20 protein-coding genes are annotated in these 23658 nt (G+C 34.2%); 6 read left to right on the forward strand and 14 right to left on the reverse strand.

Going from position 1 to position 23658, the window contains the following annotated elements; all coding sequences use genetic code 11:
• Position 1: 1 nt before the first annotated feature.
• From DNU06_RS03425 to DNU06_RS03440, 4 genes are all read right to left on the reverse strand, one after another.
• Complete coding sequence (locus DNU06_RS03425; protein ID WP_111061793.1) at positions 2 to 466, reverse strand: hypothetical protein; 465 nt, start codon at positions 464 to 466, stop codon at positions 2 to 4.
• On the reverse strand, positions 463 to 741 hold the full coding sequence (locus DNU06_RS03430; protein WP_111061794.1) for a hypothetical protein: 279 nt from the start codon (positions 739 to 741) through the stop codon (positions 463 to 465). Before DNU06_RS03430 ends, DNU06_RS03425 begins: the two co-directional genes overlap by 4 nt.
• A complete protein-coding gene (locus tag DNU06_RS03435; RefSeq protein ID WP_262510036.1) occupies positions 741 to 1259 on the reverse strand; it encodes an RNA polymerase sigma factor in 519 nt (172 codons plus the stop codon). The genes DNU06_RS03430 and DNU06_RS03435 overlap by 1 nt, the downstream gene beginning before the upstream one ends.
• Positions 1260 to 1398: 139 nt before the next feature.
• On the reverse strand, positions 1399 to 2940 hold the full coding sequence (locus DNU06_RS03440; RefSeq protein ID WP_111061796.1) for an acyl-CoA carboxylase subunit beta: 1542 nt from the start codon (positions 2938 to 2940) through the stop codon (positions 1399 to 1401).
• 159 nt (positions 2941 to 3099) lie between these two features.
• Here DNU06_RS03440 and DNU06_RS03445 point away from each other — a divergent pair, with 159 nt between their 5' ends.
• Positions 3100 to 4572, forward strand: a complete 1473-nt coding sequence (locus tag DNU06_RS03445) for a VWA domain-containing protein (protein ID WP_111061797.1) — start codon at positions 3100 to 3102, stop codon at positions 4570 to 4572.
• Here DNU06_RS03445 and DNU06_RS03450 read toward each other — a convergent pair.
• Positions 4569 to 6422 carry an LTA synthase family protein gene (locus DNU06_RS03450; protein ID WP_146239137.1) on the reverse strand — a complete coding sequence of 618 codons (1854 nt, stop codon included), beginning with the start codon at positions 6420 to 6422 and terminating at the stop codon, positions 4569 to 4571. The two genes, DNU06_RS03445 and DNU06_RS03450, sit on opposite strands and share 4 nt — an antisense overlap.
• Positions 6423 to 6442: 20 nt before the next feature.
• Complete coding sequence (locus DNU06_RS03455; RefSeq protein ID WP_111061799.1) at positions 6443 to 7159, reverse strand: TapB family protein; 717 nt, start codon at positions 7157 to 7159, stop codon at positions 6443 to 6445.
• 113 nt (positions 7160 to 7272) lie between these two features.
• Between DNU06_RS03455 and amaB the strand changes: the two genes are divergently transcribed.
• The 5 genes from amaB (at position 7273) to DNU06_RS03480 (ending at position 13816) form a co-directional block, all read left to right on the forward strand.
• A complete protein-coding gene (amaB, locus tag DNU06_RS03460) occupies positions 7273 to 8823 on the forward strand; it encodes an L-piperidine-6-carboxylate dehydrogenase (RefSeq protein ID WP_111061800.1) in 1551 nt (516 codons plus the stop codon).
• A 77-nt stretch (positions 8824 to 8900) separates the two neighbouring features.
• On the forward strand, positions 8901 to 9635 hold the full coding sequence (kdsB, locus tag DNU06_RS03465) for a 3-deoxy-manno-octulosonate cytidylyltransferase (RefSeq protein WP_111061801.1): 735 nt from the start codon (positions 8901 to 8903) through the stop codon (positions 9633 to 9635).
• 44 nt (positions 9636 to 9679) lie between these two features.
• Complete coding sequence (locus DNU06_RS03470) at positions 9680 to 12091, forward strand: TonB-dependent receptor (protein WP_111061802.1); 2412 nt, start codon at positions 9680 to 9682, stop codon at positions 12089 to 12091.
• Positions 12092 to 12094: 3 nt separating this feature from the next.
• A complete protein-coding gene (locus DNU06_RS03475; protein WP_111061803.1) occupies positions 12095 to 12997 on the forward strand; it encodes a MerR family transcriptional regulator in 903 nt (300 codons plus the stop codon).
• A 48-nt stretch (positions 12998 to 13045) separates the two neighbouring features.
• The gene (locus DNU06_RS03480) at positions 13046 to 13816 is read left to right on the forward strand and encodes a PPK2 family polyphosphate kinase (protein WP_111061804.1); all 771 of its coding nucleotides are present in this window, start codon (positions 13046 to 13048) and stop codon (positions 13814 to 13816) included.
• Between the two features lie 48 nt (positions 13817 to 13864).
• On the opposite strand, the gene queG is transcribed toward DNU06_RS03480, so the two are convergent.
• The 8 genes from queG to nrfD form a co-directional block, all read right to left on the reverse strand.
• Positions 13865 to 14794, reverse strand: a complete 930-nt coding sequence (gene queG, locus DNU06_RS03485; RefSeq protein ID WP_111061805.1) for a tRNA epoxyqueuosine(34) reductase QueG — start codon at positions 14792 to 14794, stop codon at positions 13865 to 13867.
• A gap of 25 nt (positions 14795 to 14819) precedes the next feature.
• Positions 14820 to 15848 (reverse strand): Holliday junction branch migration DNA helicase RuvB, encoded by a 1029-nt coding sequence (ruvB, locus tag DNU06_RS03490; protein ID WP_111061892.1) that lies wholly within the window; start codon positions 15846 to 15848, stop codon positions 14820 to 14822.
• A gap of 144 nt (positions 15849 to 15992) precedes the next feature.
• A complete protein-coding gene (locus DNU06_RS03495; RefSeq protein ID WP_111061806.1) occupies positions 15993 to 17771 on the reverse strand; it encodes a cytochrome c oxidase subunit I in 1779 nt (592 codons plus the stop codon).
• Between the two features lie 28 nt (positions 17772 to 17799).
• Positions 17800 to 18963, reverse strand: coding sequence for a cytochrome c oxidase subunit II (locus tag DNU06_RS03500; RefSeq protein WP_111061807.1), 1164 nt, complete (start codon positions 18961 to 18963; stop codon positions 17800 to 17802).
• Between the two features lie 32 nt (positions 18964 to 18995).
• Positions 18996 to 20216: a quinol:cytochrome C oxidoreductase gene (locus DNU06_RS03505; RefSeq protein WP_111061808.1), complete on the reverse strand. Its 1221-nt coding sequence runs from the start codon at positions 20214 to 20216 to the stop codon at positions 18996 to 18998.
• Positions 20217 to 20240: 24 nt separating this feature from the next.
• The gene (locus DNU06_RS03510; RefSeq protein WP_146239138.1) at positions 20241 to 21371 is read right to left on the reverse strand and encodes an OmpA family protein; all 1131 of its coding nucleotides are present in this window, start codon (positions 21369 to 21371) and stop codon (positions 20241 to 20243) included.
• A 7-nt stretch (positions 21372 to 21378) separates the two neighbouring features.
• Positions 21379 to 21924 carry a DUF3341 domain-containing protein gene (locus DNU06_RS03515; protein ID WP_111061810.1) on the reverse strand — a complete coding sequence of 182 codons (546 nt, stop codon included), beginning with the start codon at positions 21922 to 21924 and terminating at the stop codon, positions 21379 to 21381.
• A gap of 7 nt (positions 21925 to 21931) precedes the next feature.
• The gene (gene nrfD / locus DNU06_RS03520; protein ID WP_111061811.1) at positions 21932 to 23644 is read right to left on the reverse strand and encodes an NrfD/PsrC family molybdoenzyme membrane anchor subunit; all 1713 of its coding nucleotides are present in this window, start codon (positions 23642 to 23644) and stop codon (positions 21932 to 21934) included.
• Positions 23645 to 23658 lie beyond the last annotated feature (14 nt).

Genomic DNA, 23658 nt, shown 5'->3' on the forward strand with positions numbered 1-23658 from the left:
ATTAATGATGATCTGGACGAGGGGGCTTTGCACTTCGAGTAATCACTTCACGGACAATACGGTTGACAAAGTTGTACAAGTACTCATATTGACTTTCATCTAAAATACTTTTTAATTTTTCAAAATGAGTCAAGGTCACATCAAGGCGCTTTTTCTCTATTTCAACATATTGATTTAAAAGTAATTTATCATCTGTATTTCTTCCATTTTCTAACTGACTAAAATACTGAATTAAAAATACGGCTTGTTTTGCATCAATGTCCTCCATATCTTGATGCTGCTCATCTGCTATCTTTTTAAATTGTTCGTTTTGTGTTTCGGTCAAACGCAATTCCTTTCTAGCCATTTCACCTCTTCCACGTAGCTTATCACCTCCAGGTCTATTGATAAAAATAAACCCAATCAATGCTAGATTTAACCCTAGAAGACAAACTGTTAAGATTTGAAAAATAGTAAGTTTTTTCATAATTCGTAAAAATTAAAATTACGCGTCAACGGAGTAGATGATTCCGTGCTGGATAATGATTGAGATGATTGTTTGACATTGGTAAAACCGTAAACATTAATCATAAGCACAATGATAGCAGCAGCAGCAATCCAAAGCAGTTTTATTTTTGGTATTATTAATTCCTCCTGGACTCTTTCTTGAATCACCTTGAACAAATCATTTTTTGGTTTCACGGTACCTAACCCTTGTACACTCGATAATATTTGATCGAAATTTTTATCTTGCTGCTTCATCACTCTCTATCTTTTTTATTGGACAATATATCTAGGCGTATTCCTTCGCTCTCTTCTGATAAATTTATAAATTGTCTTAAATTCTTTTTTGCCCTTTGCAATAAGGACTCCACTGCTTTTAAACTTGTTTCCATTACATCCGCTACTTCTTGACGTGGCATTTCTTCGATAAAACTTAAAATAAATGCGGTTTTCTGACTGTCAGGCAATTTTTGCATGGCCCTGAAAATTAAATTTGCATCTTCTTTTTTTTCAGCTAATAATTGGGGATGATCAAAATCAACTTGAATATCCTCTTCTTCTTTCCACCTGACAAACGACCAGCGTTTATTCTTCTTCAGTCGGTTCAATGAAGCATTTACTGTGATCCTATAAATCCAAGTACTCAATTTTGAATCTTGATGGAAGGTCTCAATCTTATCAAACACCTTTAAAAATACATCTTGTGTAATCTCATCCGCTTCAGCTTCATTTTGTAAATACAACAAAGCCGTATGATAAACATTTGCAACATTCAAATCATAACAAATGCGATAAGCTTTTGAATCCTTATCGATTAGCAGTGCTATGAGTTCCTTGTCTGTAATAATGTTGAAGATATAATATTAATTTACACGCATTTCACTTTTGAATCCTTCAACAAAATGGTTTAAAAAATTACAAAGGAATATTTCCGTGTTTCTTTTTAGGCAAGTGCTGTACCTTATTTTTCAACATTTCAAATGAACGAATTAATTTCTTTCTCGTATCAGCAGGTACAATCACCTCATCTATAAAACCATGTCGAGCTGCGTTATAAGGGTTGGCGAATAATTCAGCATATTCTGCTTCTTTTTCTTTCCATTTCTCTTCTGGGTTTTCTGCAGATTTAATTTCATTTCTAAAAATGATTTCGGCTGCACCCTTAGCCCCCATTACAGCAATTTCTGCTGATGGCCAAGCATAATTCATATCTGCACCAATGTGTTTAGAATTCATTACGTCATAAGCTCCACCGTATGCTTTTCTGGTAATCACCGTTACCGAAGGAACAGTTGCTTCACAGAATGCATACAATAATTTAGCCCCATTAGAAATGATTCCATTCCACTCTTGGTCGGTCCCAGGTAAAAAGCCTGGTACATCTTCACAAACCAATAAAGGAATGTTAAAACTATCACAAAATCGAATAAACCTTGCTGCTTTGTTGGAGGATTGAATATCGAGTACACCTGCTAAATAAGCAGGTTGGTTAGCAATTACACCAATACTTTTTCCAGCCATTCTTGCGAATCCTACAACAATATTTTGTGCAAAGTTTTCCTGTACTTCATAAAAGCTTTTATCATCCACTAATTCGTGAATCACCTCGCGCATATCGTAAGGTTGATTTGGATTAGCAGGTACAATATCATTTAATTTTGGTCTTGACTCATCACCAGCAGTGTAAGGCAAACTTGGTGCCTGTTCTTCACAATTCTGTGGTAAATAAGACAATAACTTTTTAATGTCTTTGATACATTTCACATCATTTTCAACTGAGAAATGAGCAACTCCTGATTTTTCAGAGTGGGTTGAAGCACCACCTAATTCTTCAGAAGTAACTTCTTCATGGGTTACTGTTTTAACCACGTTTGGTCCGGTTACAAACATGAATGAGGTATCTTGAACCATGTAAATAAAATCGGTTAATGCCGGAGAATATACTGCACCACCGGCGCAGGGCCCCATGATAGCAGAAATCTGTGGAATCACGCCAGATGCCATTGTGTTTCTATAAAATATATCCGCATATCCGCCTAAAGACACTACACCTTCTTGAATTCTTGCGCCGCCTGAATCGTTTAAGCCAACAAATGGCATTCCATTTTGCATGGCTAAATCCATTACCCTACAAATTTTCTTTGCATGAATTTCAGCCAATGAACCACCAAACACAGTAAAATCTTGTGCAAAAACATAAACTGGTCGCCCATCTACAAAACCCGAACCGGTAATCACACCATCCCCTAAAAACTTAGTTTTCTCCAAACCAAAGTTTGTCGAACGGTGTTCCGTCAACATGCCAATTTCTTCAAAACTGTCCTCATCTAAAAACAATGATATTCGTTCACGCGCAGTCAATTTCCCTTTACTGTGTTGGGATTCGATTCGCTTTTCTCCGCCGCCTTCTTTGGCTTTGTTTATTTTAGATTGTAATAAGTCTAGTTTTGAATTCATATTTAATACGGTTAAGAAGCTCTAAAAATAAGCATTATTTGTTTTTGATAAGGTTTTATTGAAAATATTCTCCTAAAATAAAGAAGAAAAATATTAATTCTTGGCCTTTTGTAATTTTTGGAATTACTTTTGTTATACTAGTATTGGAACTTCCCAATTATGCGCAATTTACTATTTTTTATCACCTTATTTTTTTATCAACTTGCTTATACACAAATGCAAATTGATAAAACGAGTCACGATTTTGGGAATCTATATGCCAATGCACCAACTTATGTAGATTTTACTTTTAAAAACATTGGGCAAGCCAAAACGTATTTACTTACGGTGGATAAACCAAGAGAAGTCTATTACATATATTCTACCAAAACTATTCAAGCAGATAGTTCGGTGACCGTTAGACTGAAGATAAACGACAATATTAAAGGAAGGTTTAACTACAGCGTTGACGTTTTCTTTAGTAATAGCAACAAACCAATTACCCTAAATGTTTATGGTAATGTAAAAGAAAAAAGTAGCAATCCACTAACTGCTTGTCCTGACTTTAATGCAGAGCCACCCGTAAATGGTTCTCCAAATTTTGAAGTAACCATAAAAGTAATCGACAGTTTAACCAGTGAACCAATTAGAAGAAGTAAAGTTTACCTCATTAACAATGGCGAAATGGTTGGCACATACTATACCAATTCTGATGGTATCATACACCGCCCTGTTCCTTTGGGACACTACTACATCACTGCCCAAAAAGATGATTACACCTCTAATTACTACCAAGGTTATTTAAATTTCATTGAAAACTATGTTGAAATTAAATTGCAAAGTCCAATACAAGAAATAGCGGAAGAAATTGTGATGATTACAGAAGAGGATATTGAAGAAGAAGCACCTGAAATTATAATTATTGAAGAGGAAACGCCAGAAATCATAACAGAAGTGGAAGAAGAAGTACCAGAAATTGTGATTGAAATGGAAGAAACAACCGAAGAAATTGTCATAGAAGATACAGCAATTTTTGAAGACACAACTACGAGCATAATCAAAGTAAAACTTGATACAGGCTTTAATTCTAATCAATTTGCACCCAACAATATTGTATTTATTGTAGATGTTTCCTCTTCCATGAATCAAATGGGTAAGATAGATTTATTAAAATTATCTATGATTGAGCTGACAAAAATTTTAAGACCCCAAGACCAAGTATCAGTGATTGCTTATGCCGGTTCAGTCAATGTATTATTTGAGCTAAAAAATGGTACAGATAAAGAAGAAATTATAGAAAAAATAAAAACACTTAAAACTGGGGGATACACTGCCGGAGATTTAGCGATAAAAGAAGGAATTAGAATTGCAAAAAAGGGTTACATAGAAGGAGGAAACAACATGATATTTATGGTGACGGATGGTGCTTTTAATAAAGGATCAAAAAGTTACCAACGCATCATTCAAACAACCTACTTAACGAAGGGAATTAAGTTTTCTGTTGTGGGTATCAAAACCTCTGAATATTTAAGAAATCATTTAGAGACTATTGCAGAAAAAGGAGGCGGTGCTTATATCCGTATTATCACATCAGATGATGCACAAAATAAGTTATTTGAAGAAATTAAAAGAACCTCTTTTAAAGGTGATTAAAAGTTTCTAAACTCCCTATAAATTGTTTCTACTAAAGCACGACTTCTTTTTAAGGATGCATTAGTTTGCGTTTCATTTTTATACGTCGAATGGACCATTTTTTCATTAATGGTATGGTATGCCGCATAACCTGTAGTATCCACAATTCCAAAAGACATGGTGGAAGCAGTTAAAGCCCAATTCGGTGCACTTGGATTAAGCAGATCTTTTGACCAATGATAAGCAGTAGTAGGTAAATCCATCTGGTGGAGCAAAGTAGTTACAATGTCACTCTGCGAACCAATTTTATCCCTGGTTTTACCTACATAGTCTTGTTTTAACGCCCCTCCCCAAAATAACAATGGAATATGGTAAAAATCAGCAGAATAAATATTATTATTATTGTAGTTTGTTTTTCCATGATCGGCAACAAACACAACTAAAGTATTGTCGAAATTTGGTAATTCCCTTAAGGCATCCACTAATTTTTTTAATTGTATATCCGTGTACACCATACTATTGACATAGCCTTCCACATTCTTTGGATGATTTTTAATTCCGTCCATTGGCATATCATAAGGAGCATGAGTACTTTGAGAAAAAACCCCATAGATATACGGAGATTTTGCAACTTTTAACTCTTTAATAAAATAGGGAAACATAGCCTCATCATGGATTCCTAAGTCCCCTTTAGGAGTTAAAGATAAATCGTTTTCATCCGTTTGCCTGTCCACGTTCATTTCAGTAAGGTAGCCGCCAATATTACCGTATGCTAAAGAGCCACCAAAATAATAAGAAGAATTATACCCTTCTGCCTTTAAATCTTTAAATATAGAAGGTAATTGCCGGCACTTTGCAGATTCCGACGAAATAGCAATACCTGGAACAGTTGGATAACCACTATAAATAGCGGTGTGACCTGTTTCTGAGGTAGTAGAATTTGCATAAATCTGGGTAAACAGCAAGCCTTCTTTTGTCAATTGATCAAAGTTTGGTGTAATATGGTCCGGATTTCCTAAGACACCAATCATGTTGGCTGCCCAACTTTCTAAGGTGATAAAAATAATATCTGGCCTTGTTGTCTTTAGAATCTTAATACTATCTGTTTCTGGATAGGCATAAAGTGCTTTGGTAATATTTTGCGCTTCGTTTACCTCCAAACAATTATACATCCCTTCAATATTTTTTTTAAAATGCTGAAAAGTCATGTGAATAAAATTCCAAATAGAATTCACGGAAATATCGTTGACAATTTGACTTTGAGAATAATAAGCATTGGTAGCAGAAATTGGAATTTTTTGTAACCCTCCTCGAATACCCATAGTAAATAAAAATCCACCTACAAGAAGGATAGTTAAAAAGTGAATTGCCCTTTTTGGAAGAGAAGTTAGATTAAAATTTGGTTTAAATTTTAGTATTAAGTACTTATAAAGTAAATAAAACACCAATAATTGAATGATTAAATAAAAAATAAACCAAGCGGTATATGACCCCGAAGAAGTCCTAAAAACTTCGGAGGGTGTTTCAAAATGAACAAATATTTTAGACGATAATTTCGTGCGCCATTCGTGGTAAGAAACCAATTCACTCGAGAATAGAATACTGGTAATTAAGCCGAAAAATAAAACACTTCCTTTTACGACTTTAAAAGAGATTACTTGTGCTTTCCCATGGAATAAAGCAGTAAGCCCTAATAGTATCAGTGGAATTCCCATGATATAGGCAAAACTCGATAAATCCATGCGTAAAGCATGCCAAGGTAGTGTCAATAATTCTATTAGCGGAACATCAATGTCGCCGGCATAATGAAGAATAAACAATAAACGCTGTACCGTAAAAAATACAAGCCACAACAAAAGTAACCGCAACAAAAATTTAAAATAATATCTCACTAATTTTTATATTCCACCAATTCAGTATGTCCGGCAAATTTACCTTTTTTATCGTATTGTTCACTTTTAACCATACCTGCTTTTTTACTAATCCATTCTATACTGCTGGTAGTACTTTTGACAAAACCCATATTTATATAAGTTTTAGATGTAATTTTTGCACACTCAAAAGTACCTGCAGCTGTAGTAACATTCTCCATTGCTTCCACTTTTCTCTCATATACTCTCACGCTTCCGCCCATTATTTTCATGCCATTCATAAAAGCATTCATACCAATATTTGTTTCCGCTAAAATATCTCCGGTTGCTAAATTTGCAGGTATTTCCATACCGGCCCCTGTAATCTTTACTTCCATATCTGGACTTGACTCTTCCAGTCCACCAAAATTTTTCATCAAATCATCAAAATCTAAAGTCAATACCCCATTTTTACAAACATAGGTTAACTCTGTTTTTTGAACTTCGTCTTTATTAGTTACTTGGTATTCACTTTCAATAGTATAATTCATGGCGTCATCAATATAACTTACGCCAAGGACAGTCATTTGATTTGTTCCAGTACTTTTTCCTTTTTTATCAAAAGACTCTGTTTTCCACACCAAACCTTCTTTTAATGGAAAGTAAGAGTCGCAAGAATCTACTTCCGACGATAAATTGGAAGTAAAGCTAAACCCAATAAAAGACAAAACAATTAACAATAATGTAGAAAATTTCATAATCTTAGTTTTAATAGTTATTAACAAAAATAAAGAAACACGTGATAAATTACACAATTTCCTTGATTAAATTATTATTTTTGTAATATAAGAATTCACAAAACAAAAATTGCATGATAAGTACAGAAACAGAAATTCAATCGGTTTTAGAAACCTTAAATATATCATCAGAAAACAACGGTGCTTCTACAGGGAGTGATTGGTTGAGTACAAAAGGTGCTAAAATCAGTTCACATTCTCCAGTTGACGGTGCATTAATTGCAAATGTTAACGCAGCGACTGTTGAAGATTATGAAGCATTGATACAATCTTCACAAAAAGCATTTAAAACATGGCGTTTAGTTCCTTCCCCAAAAAGAGGAGAAATTGTACGTCAATTAGGTGTAAAATTAAGACAATACAAAGAGCCTTTGGGAAAATTAGTTTCTTACGAAATGGGTAAATCATACCAAGAAGGATTGGGTGAAGTGCAAGAAATGATCGACATCTGTGATTTTGCTGTTGGCTTATCGAGACAATTAAACGGATCCACTTTACACTCCGAAAGAGAAGCACATAGAATGTACGACCAGTATCACCCATTGGGGACAGTAGGTATTATTTCTGCATTTAACTTTCCAGTTGCCGTTTGGTGTTGGAATACTGCTTTAGCTTGGATTTGTGGTGATGTCTGTATCTGGAAACCATCAGAAAAAACACCAATCACTGCTATTGCTTGTCAAAAAATAGCTGCAGAAGTTTTTGCGGAAAATAATGTACCAGAAGGTGTATCTACTTTAATTATTGGGGATGCTGAAATTGGTAAATTAATGACTGCTGATAGAAGAGTTCCTTTGGTTTCAGCTACTGGTTCTACTCGTATGGGTAAAGCAGTTGGTGAAGCAGTTGCAAAAAGATTAGGTAAGTCTTTATTAGAATTAGGTGGCAACAATGCCATTATTATTTCTCCTTCAGCCGATTTAAAATTAGTATTACCAGGTGTTGTTTTTGGCGCTGTAGGTACTAGTGGTCAAAGATGTACTTCTACAAGAAGACTTATTATTCACGAATCAATATATGATAACGTTAAATCTATTTTAGTAAACGCTTACAAGCAAATAAAAATAGGAAATCCACTAGATGAAAATTACCACATGGGTCCATTAATTGATAAGGATGCGGTAAACACTTATTTAAGTGCTATTGAAAAAGTAAAAGCGGAAGGTGGTAAACTTTTAATTGAAGGAACTACTTTAACAGGTGAAGGATACGAATCTGGATGTTATGTAAGTCCATCTATTGCTGAAGTTGAAAATTCATTTGACATTGTGCAAGATGAAACTTTTGCACCGTTATTATACATGATAAAATATTCTGGGGAACTAGACAACGCTATCGCTCTTCAAAATGGCGTTAAGCAAGGTCTTTCTTCTTCTATCTTTACCAATAATTTGAGAGAAGCTGAATTATTTTTATCACAAGCAGGTTCTGATTGTGGTATTGCCAATGTAAATATTGGAACTTCAGGTGCAGAAATTGGTGGTGCATTTGGTGGTGAAAAAGATACAGGTGGTGGTCGTGAATCTGGTTCTGATGCTTGGAAAGTATATATGAGAAGACAAACTAACACCATTAATTACTCAACTGAATTACCGTTGGCACAAGGAATTAAATTCGATTTCTAAGCCACATAATTAATATAAATAGTAAAGGCTGCTTTTTATTAAAGCAGCCTTATTTTTTTGTGTTATTTTTGTAAGTAATGAAAGTTTTAGCCATTATACCAGCCCGATACAATTCGAGTCGCTTTCCAGGAAAGCCTTTAATTGATATTAAAGGAAAATCAATGATTCAAAGAGTATATGAGCAAGTCTGCAAATCAAACATGGTGCAAAAAGTAGTGGTTGCTACGGATGACTCTCGTATTTTTAATGCTGTAGTTTCTTTTGGTGGCGAAGTAATGATGACTGCAAACACCCATGAAAGTGGTACTGAAAGATGTGGTGAAATCATTGAAAAATATACCGGTTTTGATGTTGTCATTAATATTCAAGGGGATGAGCCATTAGTGCAACCCCAACAAATTGAGCAAGTATTAAACCTTTTTGAAGACCCTTCTGTAAATATTGGCACATTAGTAAAAGCATTTGACCAAGAAAGTGAATTATTTAATCCGAACCGAGTAAAAGTAGTATTAGATCAATTTAAAAATGCCATCTATTTTAGTCGTAGTCCAATCCCTTATTTAGCAAATGTTGCCAAAGAAAATTGGCTAGATAAAACTACCTTTTGGAAACATATAGGTATTTATGCCTGGCGAGAAAAAACCTTAAAACAAATTTTAAAACTTCCTGTCTGCACACTAGAAAAACTAGAATCTTTAGAACAATTACGTTGGCTAAATGCCGACTTAAAGATACGTACAGCGGAAACAAATATTGAAACTCCTAATATTGACACCCCCGAAGATTTACAAAAAGTATTGAATCGATTGTAAAAATGTTATCTTTGTTTAATATATTTGTATAAAAACTAAACAAAATGCGTTTTACCCTTTTCTTATTGACCATTATTTGTCTACAAAACAGCCTATTTAGCCAACAAAATGGTGTCATTAAAGGAAAAATAGTGAACAGTATCAGTAATGCACCTATTCCATTTGCTAAATTACTTTTAGTAGATACTGAAATTGGTGGTGTTTCCAATTTAGACGGTGAATTTGAAATTAACAATATTCCCCCAGGATTTTATAATCTATCCGTTTCTTACATTGGATTTAGGTCTAGACTTATCCAGGAAATTAATGTTACTCCAGTAAAGCCTATTGTATTAGAAATTAGTTTAGAGGAAGTGAGTGATAGTTTAACGGAAGTCGAAGTTAGATCGTCTCCATTTCAAGTGAACAAAGAAAGTCCGATTAGTTTAATTAATATCTCTGCAGAAGAAATTATGCGTAATCCTGGTGGCAATAGAGATATTTCTAAAGTTTTACAATCTTTCCCAGGTGTAGGTGCAACATCTGCATTTAGAAATGATATTTTAGTTAGAGGTGGTGCACCCAGTGAAAATCGTTTTTATTTAGACGGAATTGAAGTACCAAATATTAACCACTTTGCTACCCAAGGTTCCTCTGGTGGACCAGTAGGGTTAATTAATGTCAACTTTATTCGTCAAGTAGAATTTTACTCCAGTGCTTTTCCAACCAATAATGGGAATGCCCTGAGTTCTGTGATTAGCTTCGATCAAAAAGAAGGTAATTATGAAAAATTTAACGGTACCCTGACTGTTGGTTCTAGTGATCTGGGTTTAACGCTAGAAGGTCCCTTAGGCAAAAGTAAAAAATCATCCTTTTTATTCTCCGCAAGAAGATCCTATCTAGAGTTTTTATTTAAAGCTTTGGCTTTACCGTTTTTACCTGCATACAACGACTTTCAGTATAAACAAACTTATCGCATTAACGAGAAAAATAAGCTAACCTTTATTGGTCTGGGCGCTATAGACCAGTTTTCACTTAATGAAGGCGTTAATGATAATGAAACGGATGCGGAAACAATAGAGAGAAATAAATATATTTTAGGGTACCTTCCTGTAAGTACACAATGGAATTATACCGTAGGTGCTAAATGGACGCGCTATACAGGAAAGGGCTTCCAAAATTTTGTAATCAGTAGAAATATGCTGAATAACAAATCTGAAAAGTATCAAAACAATATTGAAACTCCTGCTAATAAAATTCTGGATTATACTTCCCAAGAAATGGAAAATAAATTTAGATACGAACATACTTTTAATAAAGGGAAATTTAAAGTTAAATATGGCGCAGGTGTAGAGACTGCAAAGTATAACAATAACTCCTTTAATCGTGTAGTTATTAATGGTGCAGTAAAAGAAATTAATTTAAACTCAGCGCTAAACTTTGTCAAATATGGGGTATTTGCACAAACCAGTAGAAATATTTTCAATAACCGACTTTCCTTATCTTTAGGAATAAGAACAGATGCCAATTCCTATTCCAGCGATATGAGTAATCCATTAAACCAAATTTCTCCCCGTTTCTCCGCTTCATATGCCTTGACTGATAAATGGAAGATTAATGCAAGTATTGGTCGTTACTTTCAATTACCTGCATATACCGTATTAGGCTATAGAAATGAAGCAAATGAATTGGTTAATAAAGCGAATGGTGTGCAATATATTCGTGCCGATCATTTTGTAGCAGGTTTAGAGTACCGACCTTCTGAATTCAGTAAAATTACCTTAGAAGGTTTTTATAAAAAATATGCCAATTATCCTTTCCTTTTAAACGATAGTATTTCTTTAGCAAACTTAGGCGGCGACTTTGGAGTGATAGGTAACGAACCCGTAAACTCAAGTTCAAAAGGTAGAACCTACGGTGTAGAAGTTTTTGCACAACAAAAATTGAGAAAAAAGTTTTTTGGCATCATCTCATATACCTTTGTTGTTTCTGAATTCACAGACGCCAACAATAATTATATTTCCTCGGCTTGGGATGTTAGACATATCGCATCCGTATCGGTAGGTAGAAAATTCAAAAATAATTGGCAAGTGGGTATGAAGTTTAGATTTTCAGGAGGAGCACCCTATACACCATACAATACTGCTGTCTCTTCACTTATTCCAGTCTGGGATGTTACACAGAGAGGAATTCTAAACTATGACCAGTTGAATACCCTAAGATTAAAACCAAATCATGCATTAGATATTAGAATTGATAAAAAATGGTACTTTTCTAAAACAGCCTTAAATTTTTATATTGATATACAAAATGTATACAATTCAAAAACAGAATTATCACCATATTTTACTGTAGTAAAAGATGACAATGAAAACCCAATTGTTAATCCTAATCTGCCTAATTCTTATGAATGGAAATACTTGAGTAACATATCAGGTACTTTATTACCATCCATTGGTTTAATGTTTGAATTTTAAAATATGACATTTATACAAGAAAGTTTTTCCATTAAAGATCTAGAAAACCTTTCTGGAATAAAAGCACATACCATTCGAATTTGGGAACAACGTTATCACCTGCTCAAACCAATTCGATCAGAAACTAACATTAGAAATTATCCGCTAAGTGAATTAAGAAAATTACTTAATATCAGTATACTTAAAAACTCGAACTATAAAATTTCAAAAATTGCTGAACTTAGCGAGGAAGAAATAAACTCAGCTATTGCCGCATTACCTAGCAATCAAAGTCAATACTTTCAAATCAAAATTAACGCGCTAATTGTGGCCATGTTGGAACTAAATAAACACAAATTTAATGCTGTTTTTAAAGATTGTACCGAAAGCCATTCCTTTTACGACACTTTTTTAAAGGTCTTTATTCCCCTGTTTGAAAAAATTGGCCTGATGTGGCAATCTAATGTAATACAACCTGCTAATGAGTACTTTATTTCTAATTTAGTAAGACAAAAACTATATGCTGCAATCGATAATGAATCGATAGATATTACTGCAAAAGTGGATGAATTATTTGTAATTCTATTACCTCTAAACGAAATACACGATATGGGGGCCTTGTTTATCAATTACCAATTAATTGCAAAGAAAAAAAATGTCATCTATTTAGGTCCAAACATTAGTATTGAATCCCTAACGATACTTAATGAGATTGAAAAAGAAAAATTAACATATATCATGCACTGGACAGTATGTCCCCCGGATAAAGAAATTTCACATTACTTGAATCAATTTGAACAAATTTTAACCCCAAACGACCGATTAATAATAGCTGGTAGAAAAACAGGTAAGATAAAGAACGCACAAAATATGCCTACTAACTTCCATTTTTTAAATAAAATGGACGAATTAAACAAGTTCTTATAAACCAATTGGCAACATTTATCCTTAGTTTTATATTCTAATTAAATATCCATGTCAAAAATTATTTTAGCCAATACTACTACTAAAACATACGATAGAGCTTTAAAAGAAAAAATTAAAGCAGAAAATGTAAAACTAGTCAATCAGATTGTTGAATTTCAAAGACGTATGTACTCAGATGGAAGGCATAATTTACTCATCATTTTTCAAGGAATGGATGCTTCTGGAAAAGATGGGGCCACAAGAAAGGTTTTTAGTGGGGTGAATCCTTTAGGTATAAAAGTACACGCGTATAAAAAACCAACAGACAAGGAATTTGCACATGACTTTCTATGGAGAATACATCAAAATGTACCACAACAAGGCATGATTCAAGTTTTTAATCGTTCCCATTATGAAGATATTTTAGTCCCAACGATAGAGGGTTATTTTGAGGAAAGTTATATTGAAAAACGTTACCAACACATTAATGATTTTGAAAAGTTGCTCATTGAAGGGAATAACACAACTATCTTAAAGTTTTATCTACACACTTCAAAAGAAGAGCAATTAGAAAGGCTTACGGAAAGAATCGAAATACCTGAAAAATATTGGAAACACAATGACAAAGACTGGGAAACTCGTAAAAAGTGGGATAGTTATATGAGTGTTTATGAACAGATTTTTGAAAAATGTAATCAACCTGAATGGCACATTATTCCTTCTGACAGAAACTGGGAAAAAGAAAACCATATTGCTAAAATTGTACTCAAGGCTTTTGAAGAAATGGATTTAAAATATCCTGCTTTAGATTCAGAATTATTCAAGGAGAAAGGAATGTGATTTTATTAGACAAGACAATTTACATCCAGTATAAAATCATTTTCATATTTAAATAGTATTTACAAACCCAATATTGCGTTTTAACCCTTTAAATTTTGTTCTTTTTACGGCAGAGTGTCGGAATATTTCTCTAAATATATCTTCGGTTAACTCCGTCCACTCCGTATTTGACAAGTCGGGATGTGGTACAAAATCACTTGAGTTTGCTGGGGTAGAAAACCTATTCCATGGACAGACATCTTGACAAATATCACAGCCAAAAAACCAGCCCTCCATTTTATCTTTAAACGCATTGGGAATGACTTCGTCTTTTAACTCTATGGTAAGATAAGAAATACACTTTGAGCCATCAATAACATTAGCGCTTTTAATGGCGTCTGTGGGACAGGCATCAATGCATTTGGTACAAGTTCCACAATGGTTAGCTGTACTTGCTTGGTCGTAGGTTAAAACTTTATCTAAAATGATTTCTCCCACAAAAAAGAAACTGCCTTTTTGTTTGGAGATTAACATGCCATTTTTTCCTTGCCAGCCTAAACCACTTCTTTCTGCCCATGCTTTGTCTAGCACTGGTGCAGAGTCTGTAAAAACCCGAGCATTGATTTCCTCTTCCGAATTTTCGACAATAAATTCCAATAATCTACCTAGTTTTTCTTTGATCACACTGTGGTAGTCTTGACCATAGGCATACTTGGAAATTTTGAGCGGAGCATCTGCAAACAAGTCTTTTTCTGGATAATAATTCAACATCACCGAAATGACCGACTTTGCATCATCCACCAGCAATCGTGGATCGAGTCGCTTGTCAAAATGATTGGCCATGTAGGCCATTTTACCGTTATAGTTATTATTGAGCCAATTCTCCAAAATAGGCGCTTCTTTTTCTAAAAAAGTAGCTTCAGAAATACCACAAGACATAAAACCTAAGTCTAATGCTTGCGCTTTTATTTGTTCAGAAAACGGTATGTCTTCCCGCATTTTATAATCGATTAACTAAATTGAATTATTCCTCTCCGAATAAACCTGCTTGAAAACTTCCTAGTTGTCTTCCTAAATGTCGATATCCCAATTCAGTTACTTTTCGACCTCGCGGGGTACGCATGATATAACCTTCTTGAATTAAAAAAGGTTCATAAACCTCCTCAATAGTACCGGCATTTTCTCCAACCGCAGTTGCTATGGTAGTTAATCCTACTGGTCCACCAGCAAATTTATCAATGATGGTAGTCAATATTTTATTGTCCATTTCATCTAAACCATTTTCATCTACATTTAAAGCTTCTAATGAAAACTTTACAATTGGCATATCTATGGTACCATTTCCCTTAATTTGCGCAAAATCTCTAACTCTCCTCAATAAAGCATTTGCAATTCTAGGCGTACCTCTACTTCTACCTGCTATTTCGTAGGCGGCATCTTCGTCAATGGGTACAACCAAAATACTAGAAGCTCTAGAAACAATCTTTGAGAGAACTTTAGTGTTATAATATTCCAGTCTGCTGTTAATCCCAAAACGAGCTCTTAAAGGAGCTGTTAATAGTCCTGAACGCGTTGTAGCACCAACTAAAGTAAATGGATTTAAAGCTATTTGAACAGTTCTTGCACTTGGACCAGTATCAATCATGATGTCAATCATAAAGTCCTCCATGGCAGAATACAAATATTCTTCAATTACAGGAGAAAGTCGGTGAATTTCATCTATAAACAGCACATCTCCTTCTTCTAGATTCGTTAACAATCCAGCCAAATCACCTGGTTTATCTAAAACTGGTCCTGAAGTAATTTTTATACCCACACCTAACTCATTGGCAATAATATTCGCCAAGGTAGTTTTTCCCAAACCCGGAGGTCCGTGCAATAAAACATGATCAAGCGGTTCATTACGCTGTTTGGCAGCTTCGACAAAAACGGATAAATTTTCCAACACCTTTTTTTGACCAGCAAAATCGTTGAACGATTTAGGCCGTAAAACCTGATCTAAGTCTACATCTTGGGGTTGCTCCTCTTCTTCTCTATAATCAAATGATTCCAATGGGTACGTATTTGGTATAAAAGTAGTCAATTTTTATATAATGGGCTAGCTTCAAAAAGATAAGTCTACAGAGAATATACAAACGGAAACAAAAAAGCCCTGACGATAAATGTCAAGGCTTTATATTAATTTATTTTCGATTGACTAGTGATCTTCTTCACCATCTTTCAAAGGAACAGTTTGTGGAATGTAATCTTCCTCTGCACCTGGTTTAGAATAATCATATGGCCATCTGTATACTGTAGGCAATTCACCTGGCCAGTTACCGTGTACATGTTCTACCGGAGTTGTCCACTCTAAAGTATTAGATTTCCATGGATTTTGAACTGCTTTTTGACCTTTTTTAATGCTATAGAAAAAGTTAAATAAGAATATTATTTGTCCCAATGCACCAATAATCGCAAATATTGAAATCACTACATTTAAATCTAAAATCATCTGACCTTGAATACTATCAAACTCTTGGTAAACACTATAATCGTAATAACGACGTGGCGCACCACCAATACCAACAAAGTGCATAGGTAAGAATACCCCGTAAGCACATACTATAGTTATCCAAAAATGAATAAATCCTAATTTGGTATTCATCATAGTCCCGTACATTTTAGGGTACCAGTGGTAAATACCAGCAAACATTCCTAAAATAGCAGACAGTCCCATTACAACGTGGAAGTGAGCCACAACAAACATAGTATCGTGCACTTGAATATCTAAAGCAGAATCGGCTAAGATAATACCAGTAACACCACCAGTGATAAAGGCAGAAACCAAACCAATAGAAAACAACATGGCAGGTGTAAATCTCAAATTACCTCTCCATAATGTAGTAATGTAATTAAACACTTTTACAGCAGATGGAATCGCAATTAACAAAGTTGTAAATACAAATACACCACCTAAAAACGGATTCATACCAGTAACAAACATATGGTGACCCCATACAATAAATGACAAGAATGCAATAGCTAAAATAGAACCAATCATTGCACGATAACCAAAAATTGGTTTTCTAGCATTGGTTGAAATAATTTCAGAAGTTAAACCCAAAGCAGGTAAAAGAATAATATATACCTCAGGGTGACCTAAGAACCAAAATAAGTGTTCATATAAAATTGGAGAACCACCAGATTGCTCCATAATTTCACCACCAATAATCACATCAGAAATATAAAAAGAAGTTCCTAATGTTCTATCCATAATCATCAACACAACAGCTGACACAAGAACTGGAAAAGAAAGTACCCCAATAATTGCAGTAACAAAGAATGCCCAAATTGTTAAAGGCAAACGTGTCATCTTCATTCCTTTTGTTCTTAGGTTTAAAACAGTAACGATATAATTTAAAGAACCAATTAAAGAAGAGGCTATAAAAATAGTCATAGAAATTAACCACATATTCATCCCATTACCAGATCCTGGTATAGCCTGTTCAAAAACAGACAAAGGAGGATAAATAGTCCAACCTGCTGATGCAGGTCCAGTTTCTAAAAACAAACTATATACCATCAATAAAGAAGACAATAAGAACATCCAATAAGAAAGCATATTTAAAAAACCGGAAGCCATATCTCTTGCCCCAATTTGTAATGGAATAAGAATATTACTAAATGTACCAGACAAACCACCTGTCAATACAAAGAATACCATAATGGTACCATGAATGGTTACCAAACCAAGATACATACCTCTATTCAACACCCCTTCTGGTGCCCAAGTATCCCCTAAAAAGGTATTCAAAAAACTACTACTTTCTCCTGGCCAACCTAATTGGATTCTAAACAAAACAGATAAGAAAACTCCAATAATCGACATAAATATTGCCGTTATTAGGAACTGTTTTCCAATCATTTTATGATCTTGACTAAACAGGTATTTAGTGATAAAGCTATCTTTATGATGTGCATGAGCTGTTGCTGACATATCTATAATTCTTTAGTTATTTTAATAATTAGTTTTTTGCTATTGCTAGTTTTGTGTTCTCTGCTATCCAAGCATCAAATTCTTCTTGTGTTTCATCTACCACAACAATCATTTTCATATTTGAATGAGACTCTCCACAAATTTTATTACACATTAATACGTAATTAAAATCTTCGTTACCTCTAATCTCACGCATTTCAGCAGTTGAAATAATAGGTTTGAATTTAAACTTAGTACGCATTCCAGGTACACAATTCATTTGCGCTCTAAAGTGAGGGAAATAGGCTGAGTGTAACACATCTTTAGATCTAAAAATAAACTGGTATTCTTGCCCTTTTATCAAGTGTAATTCTAATTTAGAAACTATATCATCATCCGCCACTGTAAGGTCTGAATTAGAATATTGTGCTTTCATTTTAGCAATACGTTCACGTATACGAATATATTTTTCTAACCTTGATTGCATTTCATACGTCTCTTCAACAGAATGCACATCCAATCCAGATGAATCAGCCTTTAAAGCTAAGTCCAAATCATTGATAGAATTAGACATATTAAGTAATGCAGCATCTATAGATTCTGGTGTAGCCACACCTAATGGGTTTTCTGTACTAATTAACTTATAATCCGCAAAACCTAATTTATTATCAGCTCCAGAATAACGAACTAGCCAGTTAAACTGCTGTCCATAAACTTCCACTATTTGTGCATCCTCTGAAGGCTTTCCTGTAACGTGATTCCAAGTTCTTAGACCTAAAATAATAATTACAGTTAAAACTACAGCTGGTACAATAGTCCACAACAATTCTAAACGGGTGTCATGCGGAAAATAATAAGCTTTTCTTTTACTATTACCTCTATATTTAAAAGCAAAGCCGAACAACAAAGCGTTGGTCAAAAAGAATACAGCTAAAACTATAATCCAGTTAATATTAAAAAGTCTATCAATATCTAACCCATGTTCAGAAGCTGCTTGTGGAAGCATTCCATTACCATACTTCACTAAAAAGTAAACGGTAAAACCTAGGAAAAAGAACATAAAAAGCAATAACAAAATTCCATTAAAATTGTTATCTGCATCACTAATATCCTCTTCTTTTTTATTGCGCAATTTTTTTGCAATTCCCGAAACCCTCAACAATTGAGCTACAGTTACTAAAGCAAGAATTATTACTATCCAAATGATCAACATAATCTATCTTTTATATTTTATCTATTATTAATTTAAATTTCATGGTGTTTACTTTCATCCAAATAAGGATGATTTTTAGGCATTAACGGCGCTTTTGTTAAGGTATTTAAAACCCAAAATACAAAACCACTTGCAAATACTAAAAATAAGCCCAATTCAATAATTCCAATTTTTCCATGTTCTCCCATTACACCAGGCGTTATTAACATGTAAACATCTGTCCAGTGACCAACAATGATAATTAAACAAACTACGATTAAAATTCCAGCATGACGTTTTGCCTCACGAGACATTAAGATAAGCATTGGGATGGTAAAATTAATAATAAACATTCCCCAGAAAATAACTTTATAGTTTTCAAATCTAAATAAGTAATAAACCACTTCCTCACCCATATTAGCATACCAATACAACATGAACTGAGAGAAAAATAAATAAGACCATAAAAAGCTCAATGCAAAAATCCATTTACCTAAATCATGAATATGACTATCATTTACCTTTTCTAAATGTCCTTTACCTTTTAAATACATTATCAACAACATGGTACAAACCATTGCTGTTAACCACATACCTGAAAATACATACCAACCATATAAGGTAGAAAACCAATGTGCATCAATAGACATAATCCAGTGCCATGTAAAAGTAGAACTTGTATAACCAAATAAAACTAAGAATAAAGCTGCTTTTGCAAAGTTTTTGAAGTGTAATTTAGTACCACCTTCTAAATCTTCTTGTAAACTTCTTTTTCTAAATCCTCTATAGAATAATAAATATATAGCGAAGTAAACGATAGTAGCTCCCCAGAAAAATGTTTTATTCAAGAAACCTGATTTACCTTGCAATATCGCATCATTTTCAACCATATGATGATCCATCCATTCATAAACGTGACCTACATGATGACCGTGATCATTTACAGTATAACCTCCATCTGTAAAAGATAAGTAAGCAAATACAGCACAAACCGTTATGGCACCAATAATTACATAGGAAGACACCCCTTCTAAAACTCTTTTTATGGCAACGGACCAACCAGTCTCGGTTGCATACTGTAATGCCAAGAAAAATAAGGCACCTAAGGAAATGAATAAAAAGAATAAACTATCAATTAAAAAATTTGAAATTACTCTTGACTTTAGATATTCTGGTTCATTGTTGGTAAATACACCAACTAAAAACAATATCAAGCCTACTACCGCTGCGGTAATGATTGACTTCTTAGCTTTTCCTGAAATTTGAAACTCCATGTGTTTTTTGTATTAAAACTTGTATTAATATAATCTAAATTCTACTCTTCTATTAGCCAATTTACCTTCCTCAGTATCGTTAGATACTTTAGGTTTAGTTTGGCCATATCCTATCGGATTAATTCTTTTAGAATCAATTCCATTCGTCACTAAATAATCTCTAACTGATTTCGCTCTTAATAAAGACAAAGTTTGATTGCTAGCTGCATTACCAACATTATCTGTGTGACCATTTAAAATTAATGTAGCAGTAGAATCTTGCTGCATTAAGTCACGAATCCCGTTTAATGATTTAAAAGAACTTGGATTAATTGTAGCCGATCCAGTGGTGAAAACCAAACCTCGAATAGCACCTTCTAATACAGCCGCCACTGCTTCACTTACCGCAGGACAACCGTGGTTATCAATACTACCAGCAACCGTAGGACACTCATCCATGTTATCCATCACATGATCCCCATCTGTATCCGTATTCGCATCAAATAACAATTCTACCTCTACTTCTTTTACTTTCCCTTGTAACTCTTCTACATGGTGTACTACTTTCCATCTTTCTTCTTTGGTCAGTTGAGAGGCATGAGACCCCATCAATCCTTTACCATAAGTTACAGAATAAAATATTTGTCCAGCAGATAAATCTTTAAGCGCACCACCATAAGCAGGTGGTGGCGGAAATCCACCATTAGTAACAACCGTACCTTGACCATCTCCCTTTTCACCATGACAGTGAATGCAGAAATTTTGATAAATAACTTTTGCTTCTTTTTTAGTCTTTTCCGTATATGCAATTGGATTTAAATCTCCAGCAGCATCCGCATATCCTGTACTATCTACAGGCATACCATACAATCCATGCGATTTATCAAAACCAATTGGTGCACCATGTTCGTATGGCAAATCATTCATGGCATTACTAGTAGTAGGAATTGTTCCTGCTGGTGCCAATCCCGGTTTGTATGCCGCCACGATATCTAAATTATATTTACCTAAAATTTGACCATAATCAACATAAGCCTCTACAGCTGGAGAACGATACATATCAGGCATATATTCCAATCCTGGAGAATTTGAATCTCCAACACAAGAACTCATAGTGCCTCCTAATGCAAGGATACTTAATGTGAATATGTTTATTGTCTTAAACTTTCTGTTCATGATCAACTTATTTAATAATTTTATATTCTTTTTCTTCGATTTCAACAATCGGTGTACGCTTTAACTTGGCATGTAAATCTTCAGAAGAAAATTTTGTGTTTTGCGATAATCTAATTTCCATTACAAATCTATCATCTGTAGTTCTTGGATGTGGATTATCTGCAGGCATACCAGGTAATGTTTTGTTTCTTAATAAATAAGTAATTGCCATTCCGTGTGCAGCAAAAAGTACAGTAAACTCAAATGTAATTGGAATAAAAGATGGTAAATTTTCCAATAATGAAAAGTTTGGTTTACCACCAATATTCATAGGCCAATCTACAATCATAAAATAACGCATTCCAATAAGCGCTAAAGTTAACCCTGTTAATCCAAACATAAAGGCAACTATTCCCATTCTTGTTTCTTTTACCCCAATAATTGGGTCAATTCCATGTATTGGAAAAGGTGAAAATACCTCTGAAATATGAATCCCATCCGCAACTAATGCTTTTGCAGCATCTTTAGTTACATCATCATCATCATACATTGCATATATTACTCTATCTGCCATGTTCTATTTATTTAGTCTTGTTCATTAATTCTTTAGCTTGAGCAGCCCAATCATCTCTTTCTGCTCTTCCTGGGAACGATCCAGTAATTGAATCCAATAAGTCGTATTCAGATTTAGTCATTTTACTTACTTGTTCAAATGAATAAATTCCAATACTATTTAATGTTTTTTCTAATACTGGTCCAACACCAGAAATTAATTTTAAATCATCTTTGTTATCCATTGATCCAGCACCAATTTTGCTGATTAAGGAATTAATTTTTTCAGACTTATCTTCCACTATCTCTTCTTCCACAGCCACTTCTTCCATTTCAGTATGCACTATCTTTGAATGACTAGTATGAATTTCCGCAGAACCATTTTTGTAGGATTCACCCGAAGACTTTAAAATTGTTTTTACTTCAGATATCGCTAATACAGGGAAATATCTAGCATACAAAAGATAGAATACGAAAAACAATCCAATGGTACCAATGTAGATACCAATATCTACCCAAGTTGGATAGAACATACTCCAAGATGATGGTAAATAATCTTGATGAATGGAAGTTACAATAATCACAAAACGTTCAAACCACATTCCAATATTCACAATAATTGAAATAAAGAAAGTAAACAATAAACTTCTTCTTAATTTTTTAAACCACATAAATTGTGGGGAAAGTACGTTAGCAGTCATCATACAAGTATAAGCCCACCAATAAGGTCCAGTTGCTCTATTTAAGAAAGCATATGCTTCATATTCCACACCTGAATACCAGGACATGAATAACTCTGTTAAGTAAGCTACACCTACCATAGAACCAGTCACCATGATTACAATATTCATATATTCTACGTGTTTTGTATGAATATACGCTTCTAATTTCATCCCTTTTCTCAAGACTAATAACAAGGTTTGCACCATTGCGAAACCAGAGAAAACTGCCCCAGCCACAAAATAAGGCGGGAAAATAGTTGTATGCCAACCTGGTATTACTGAAGTAGCAAAATCAAAAGATACAATTGAGTGAACAGAAAATACTAAAGGAGTTGCCAATCCAGCTAAAACTAAGGATACGATTTCAAATCGACTCCAATGTTTCGCTCTACCTGACCAACCAAAAGACAATACACTATAAACTCTTTTTGCTACTGGTGATTTAGCGCGATCTCTAATCGTTGCAAAATCTGGTAATAATCCAATATACCAAAATACTAAAGAAACAGACAAATAAGTTGATATGGCAAATACATCCCATAAAAGAGGTGAGTTAAAGTTAACCCATAAAGACCCAAATTGATTAGGAATTGGTAATACCCAATAACCAACCCACAAACGCCCCATGTGAATCAAAGGAAACAACCCTGCCATAAATACAGCAAAAATTGTCATTGCTTCCGCAGAACGGTTGATGGCCATACGCCATTTTTGACGGAACAAAAGTAATACCGCAGAAATTAAAGTACCAGCGTGACCGATACCTACCCACCATACAAAGTTGGTGATATCCCAAGCCCATTCTACCGTTTTATTCAATCCCCAAGTACCAATACCGGTTCCTAATAAATAAAGTATACATCCAACACCATATAGACCTACTATAAGTGCAATTCCGAACATAATGTACCAAGCCTTTGGGGCCTTGCCTTCGATAGAGCGACATACGTCCTCTGTAATATCGTGGTACGTTTTATGTCCAAGTATTAAAGGTTCTCTTATTGCTGATTCTTTGTGCATTATCCTTTGTTTAT

This window comes from Putridiphycobacter roseus (genome assembly GCF_003234935.1).
In the GTDB taxonomy this organism is placed as follows: domain Bacteria; phylum Bacteroidota; class Bacteroidia; order Flavobacteriales_D; family Crocinitomicaceae; genus Putridiphycobacter; species Putridiphycobacter roseus.

Bases quoted from the DNA above. Each gene is read 5' to 3' on its own strand.
- DNU06_RS03510 (WP_146239138.1), bottom strand. From the start codon at position 21,371: ATGAACAGAAAGTTTAAGACAATAAACATATTCACATTAAGTATCCTT.
- queG (WP_111061805.1), bottom strand. From the start codon at position 14,794: ATGCGGGAAGACATACCGTTTTCTGAACAAATAAAAGCGCAAGCATTA.
- DNU06_RS03475 (WP_111061803.1), top strand. From the start codon at position 12,095: ATGACATTTATACAAGAAAGTTTTTCCATTAAAGATCTAGAAAACCTT.
- DNU06_RS03505 (WP_111061808.1), bottom strand. From the start codon at position 20,216: ATGGAGTTTCAAATTTCAGGAAAAGCTAAGAAGTCAATCATTACCGCA.
- DNU06_RS03500 (WP_111061807.1), bottom strand. From the start codon at position 18,963: ATGTTGATCATTTGGATAGTAATAATTCTTGCTTTAGTAACTGTAGCT.
- kdsB (WP_111061801.1), top strand. From the start codon at position 8,901: ATGAAAGTTTTAGCCATTATACCAGCCCGATACAATTCGAGTCGCTTT.
- DNU06_RS03440 (WP_111061796.1), bottom strand. From the start codon at position 2,940: ATGAATTCAAAACTAGACTTATTACAATCTAAAATAAACAAAGCCAAA.
- DNU06_RS03445 (WP_111061797.1), top strand. From the start codon at position 3,100: ATGCGCAATTTACTATTTTTTATCACCTTATTTTTTTATCAACTTGCT.
- nrfD (WP_111061811.1), bottom strand. From the start codon at position 23,644: ATGCACAAAGAATCAGCAATAAGAGAACCTTTAATACTTGGACATAAA.
- DNU06_RS03495 (WP_111061806.1), bottom strand. From the start codon at position 17,771: ATGTCAGCAACAGCTCATGCACATCATAAAGATAGCTTTATCACTAAA.
- DNU06_RS03425 (WP_111061793.1), bottom strand. From the start codon at position 466: ATGAAAAAACTTACTATTTTTCAAATCTTAACAGTTTGTCTTCTAGGG.
- DNU06_RS03455 (WP_111061799.1), bottom strand. From the start codon at position 7,159: ATGAAATTTTCTACATTATTGTTAATTGTTTTGTCTTTTATTGGGTTT.
- DNU06_RS03480 (WP_111061804.1), top strand. From the start codon at position 13,046: ATGTCAAAAATTATTTTAGCCAATACTACTACTAAAACATACGATAGA.
- DNU06_RS03470 (WP_111061802.1), top strand. From the start codon at position 9,680: ATGCGTTTTACCCTTTTCTTATTGACCATTATTTGTCTACAAAACAGC.
- amaB (WP_111061800.1), top strand. From the start codon at position 7,273: ATGATAAGTACAGAAACAGAAATTCAATCGGTTTTAGAAACCTTAAAT.
- DNU06_RS03430 (WP_111061794.1), bottom strand. From the start codon at position 741: ATGAAGCAGCAAGATAAAAATTTCGATCAAATATTATCGAGTGTACAA.
- DNU06_RS03515 (WP_111061810.1), bottom strand. From the start codon at position 21,924: ATGGCAGATAGAGTAATATATGCAATGTATGATGATGATGATGTAACT.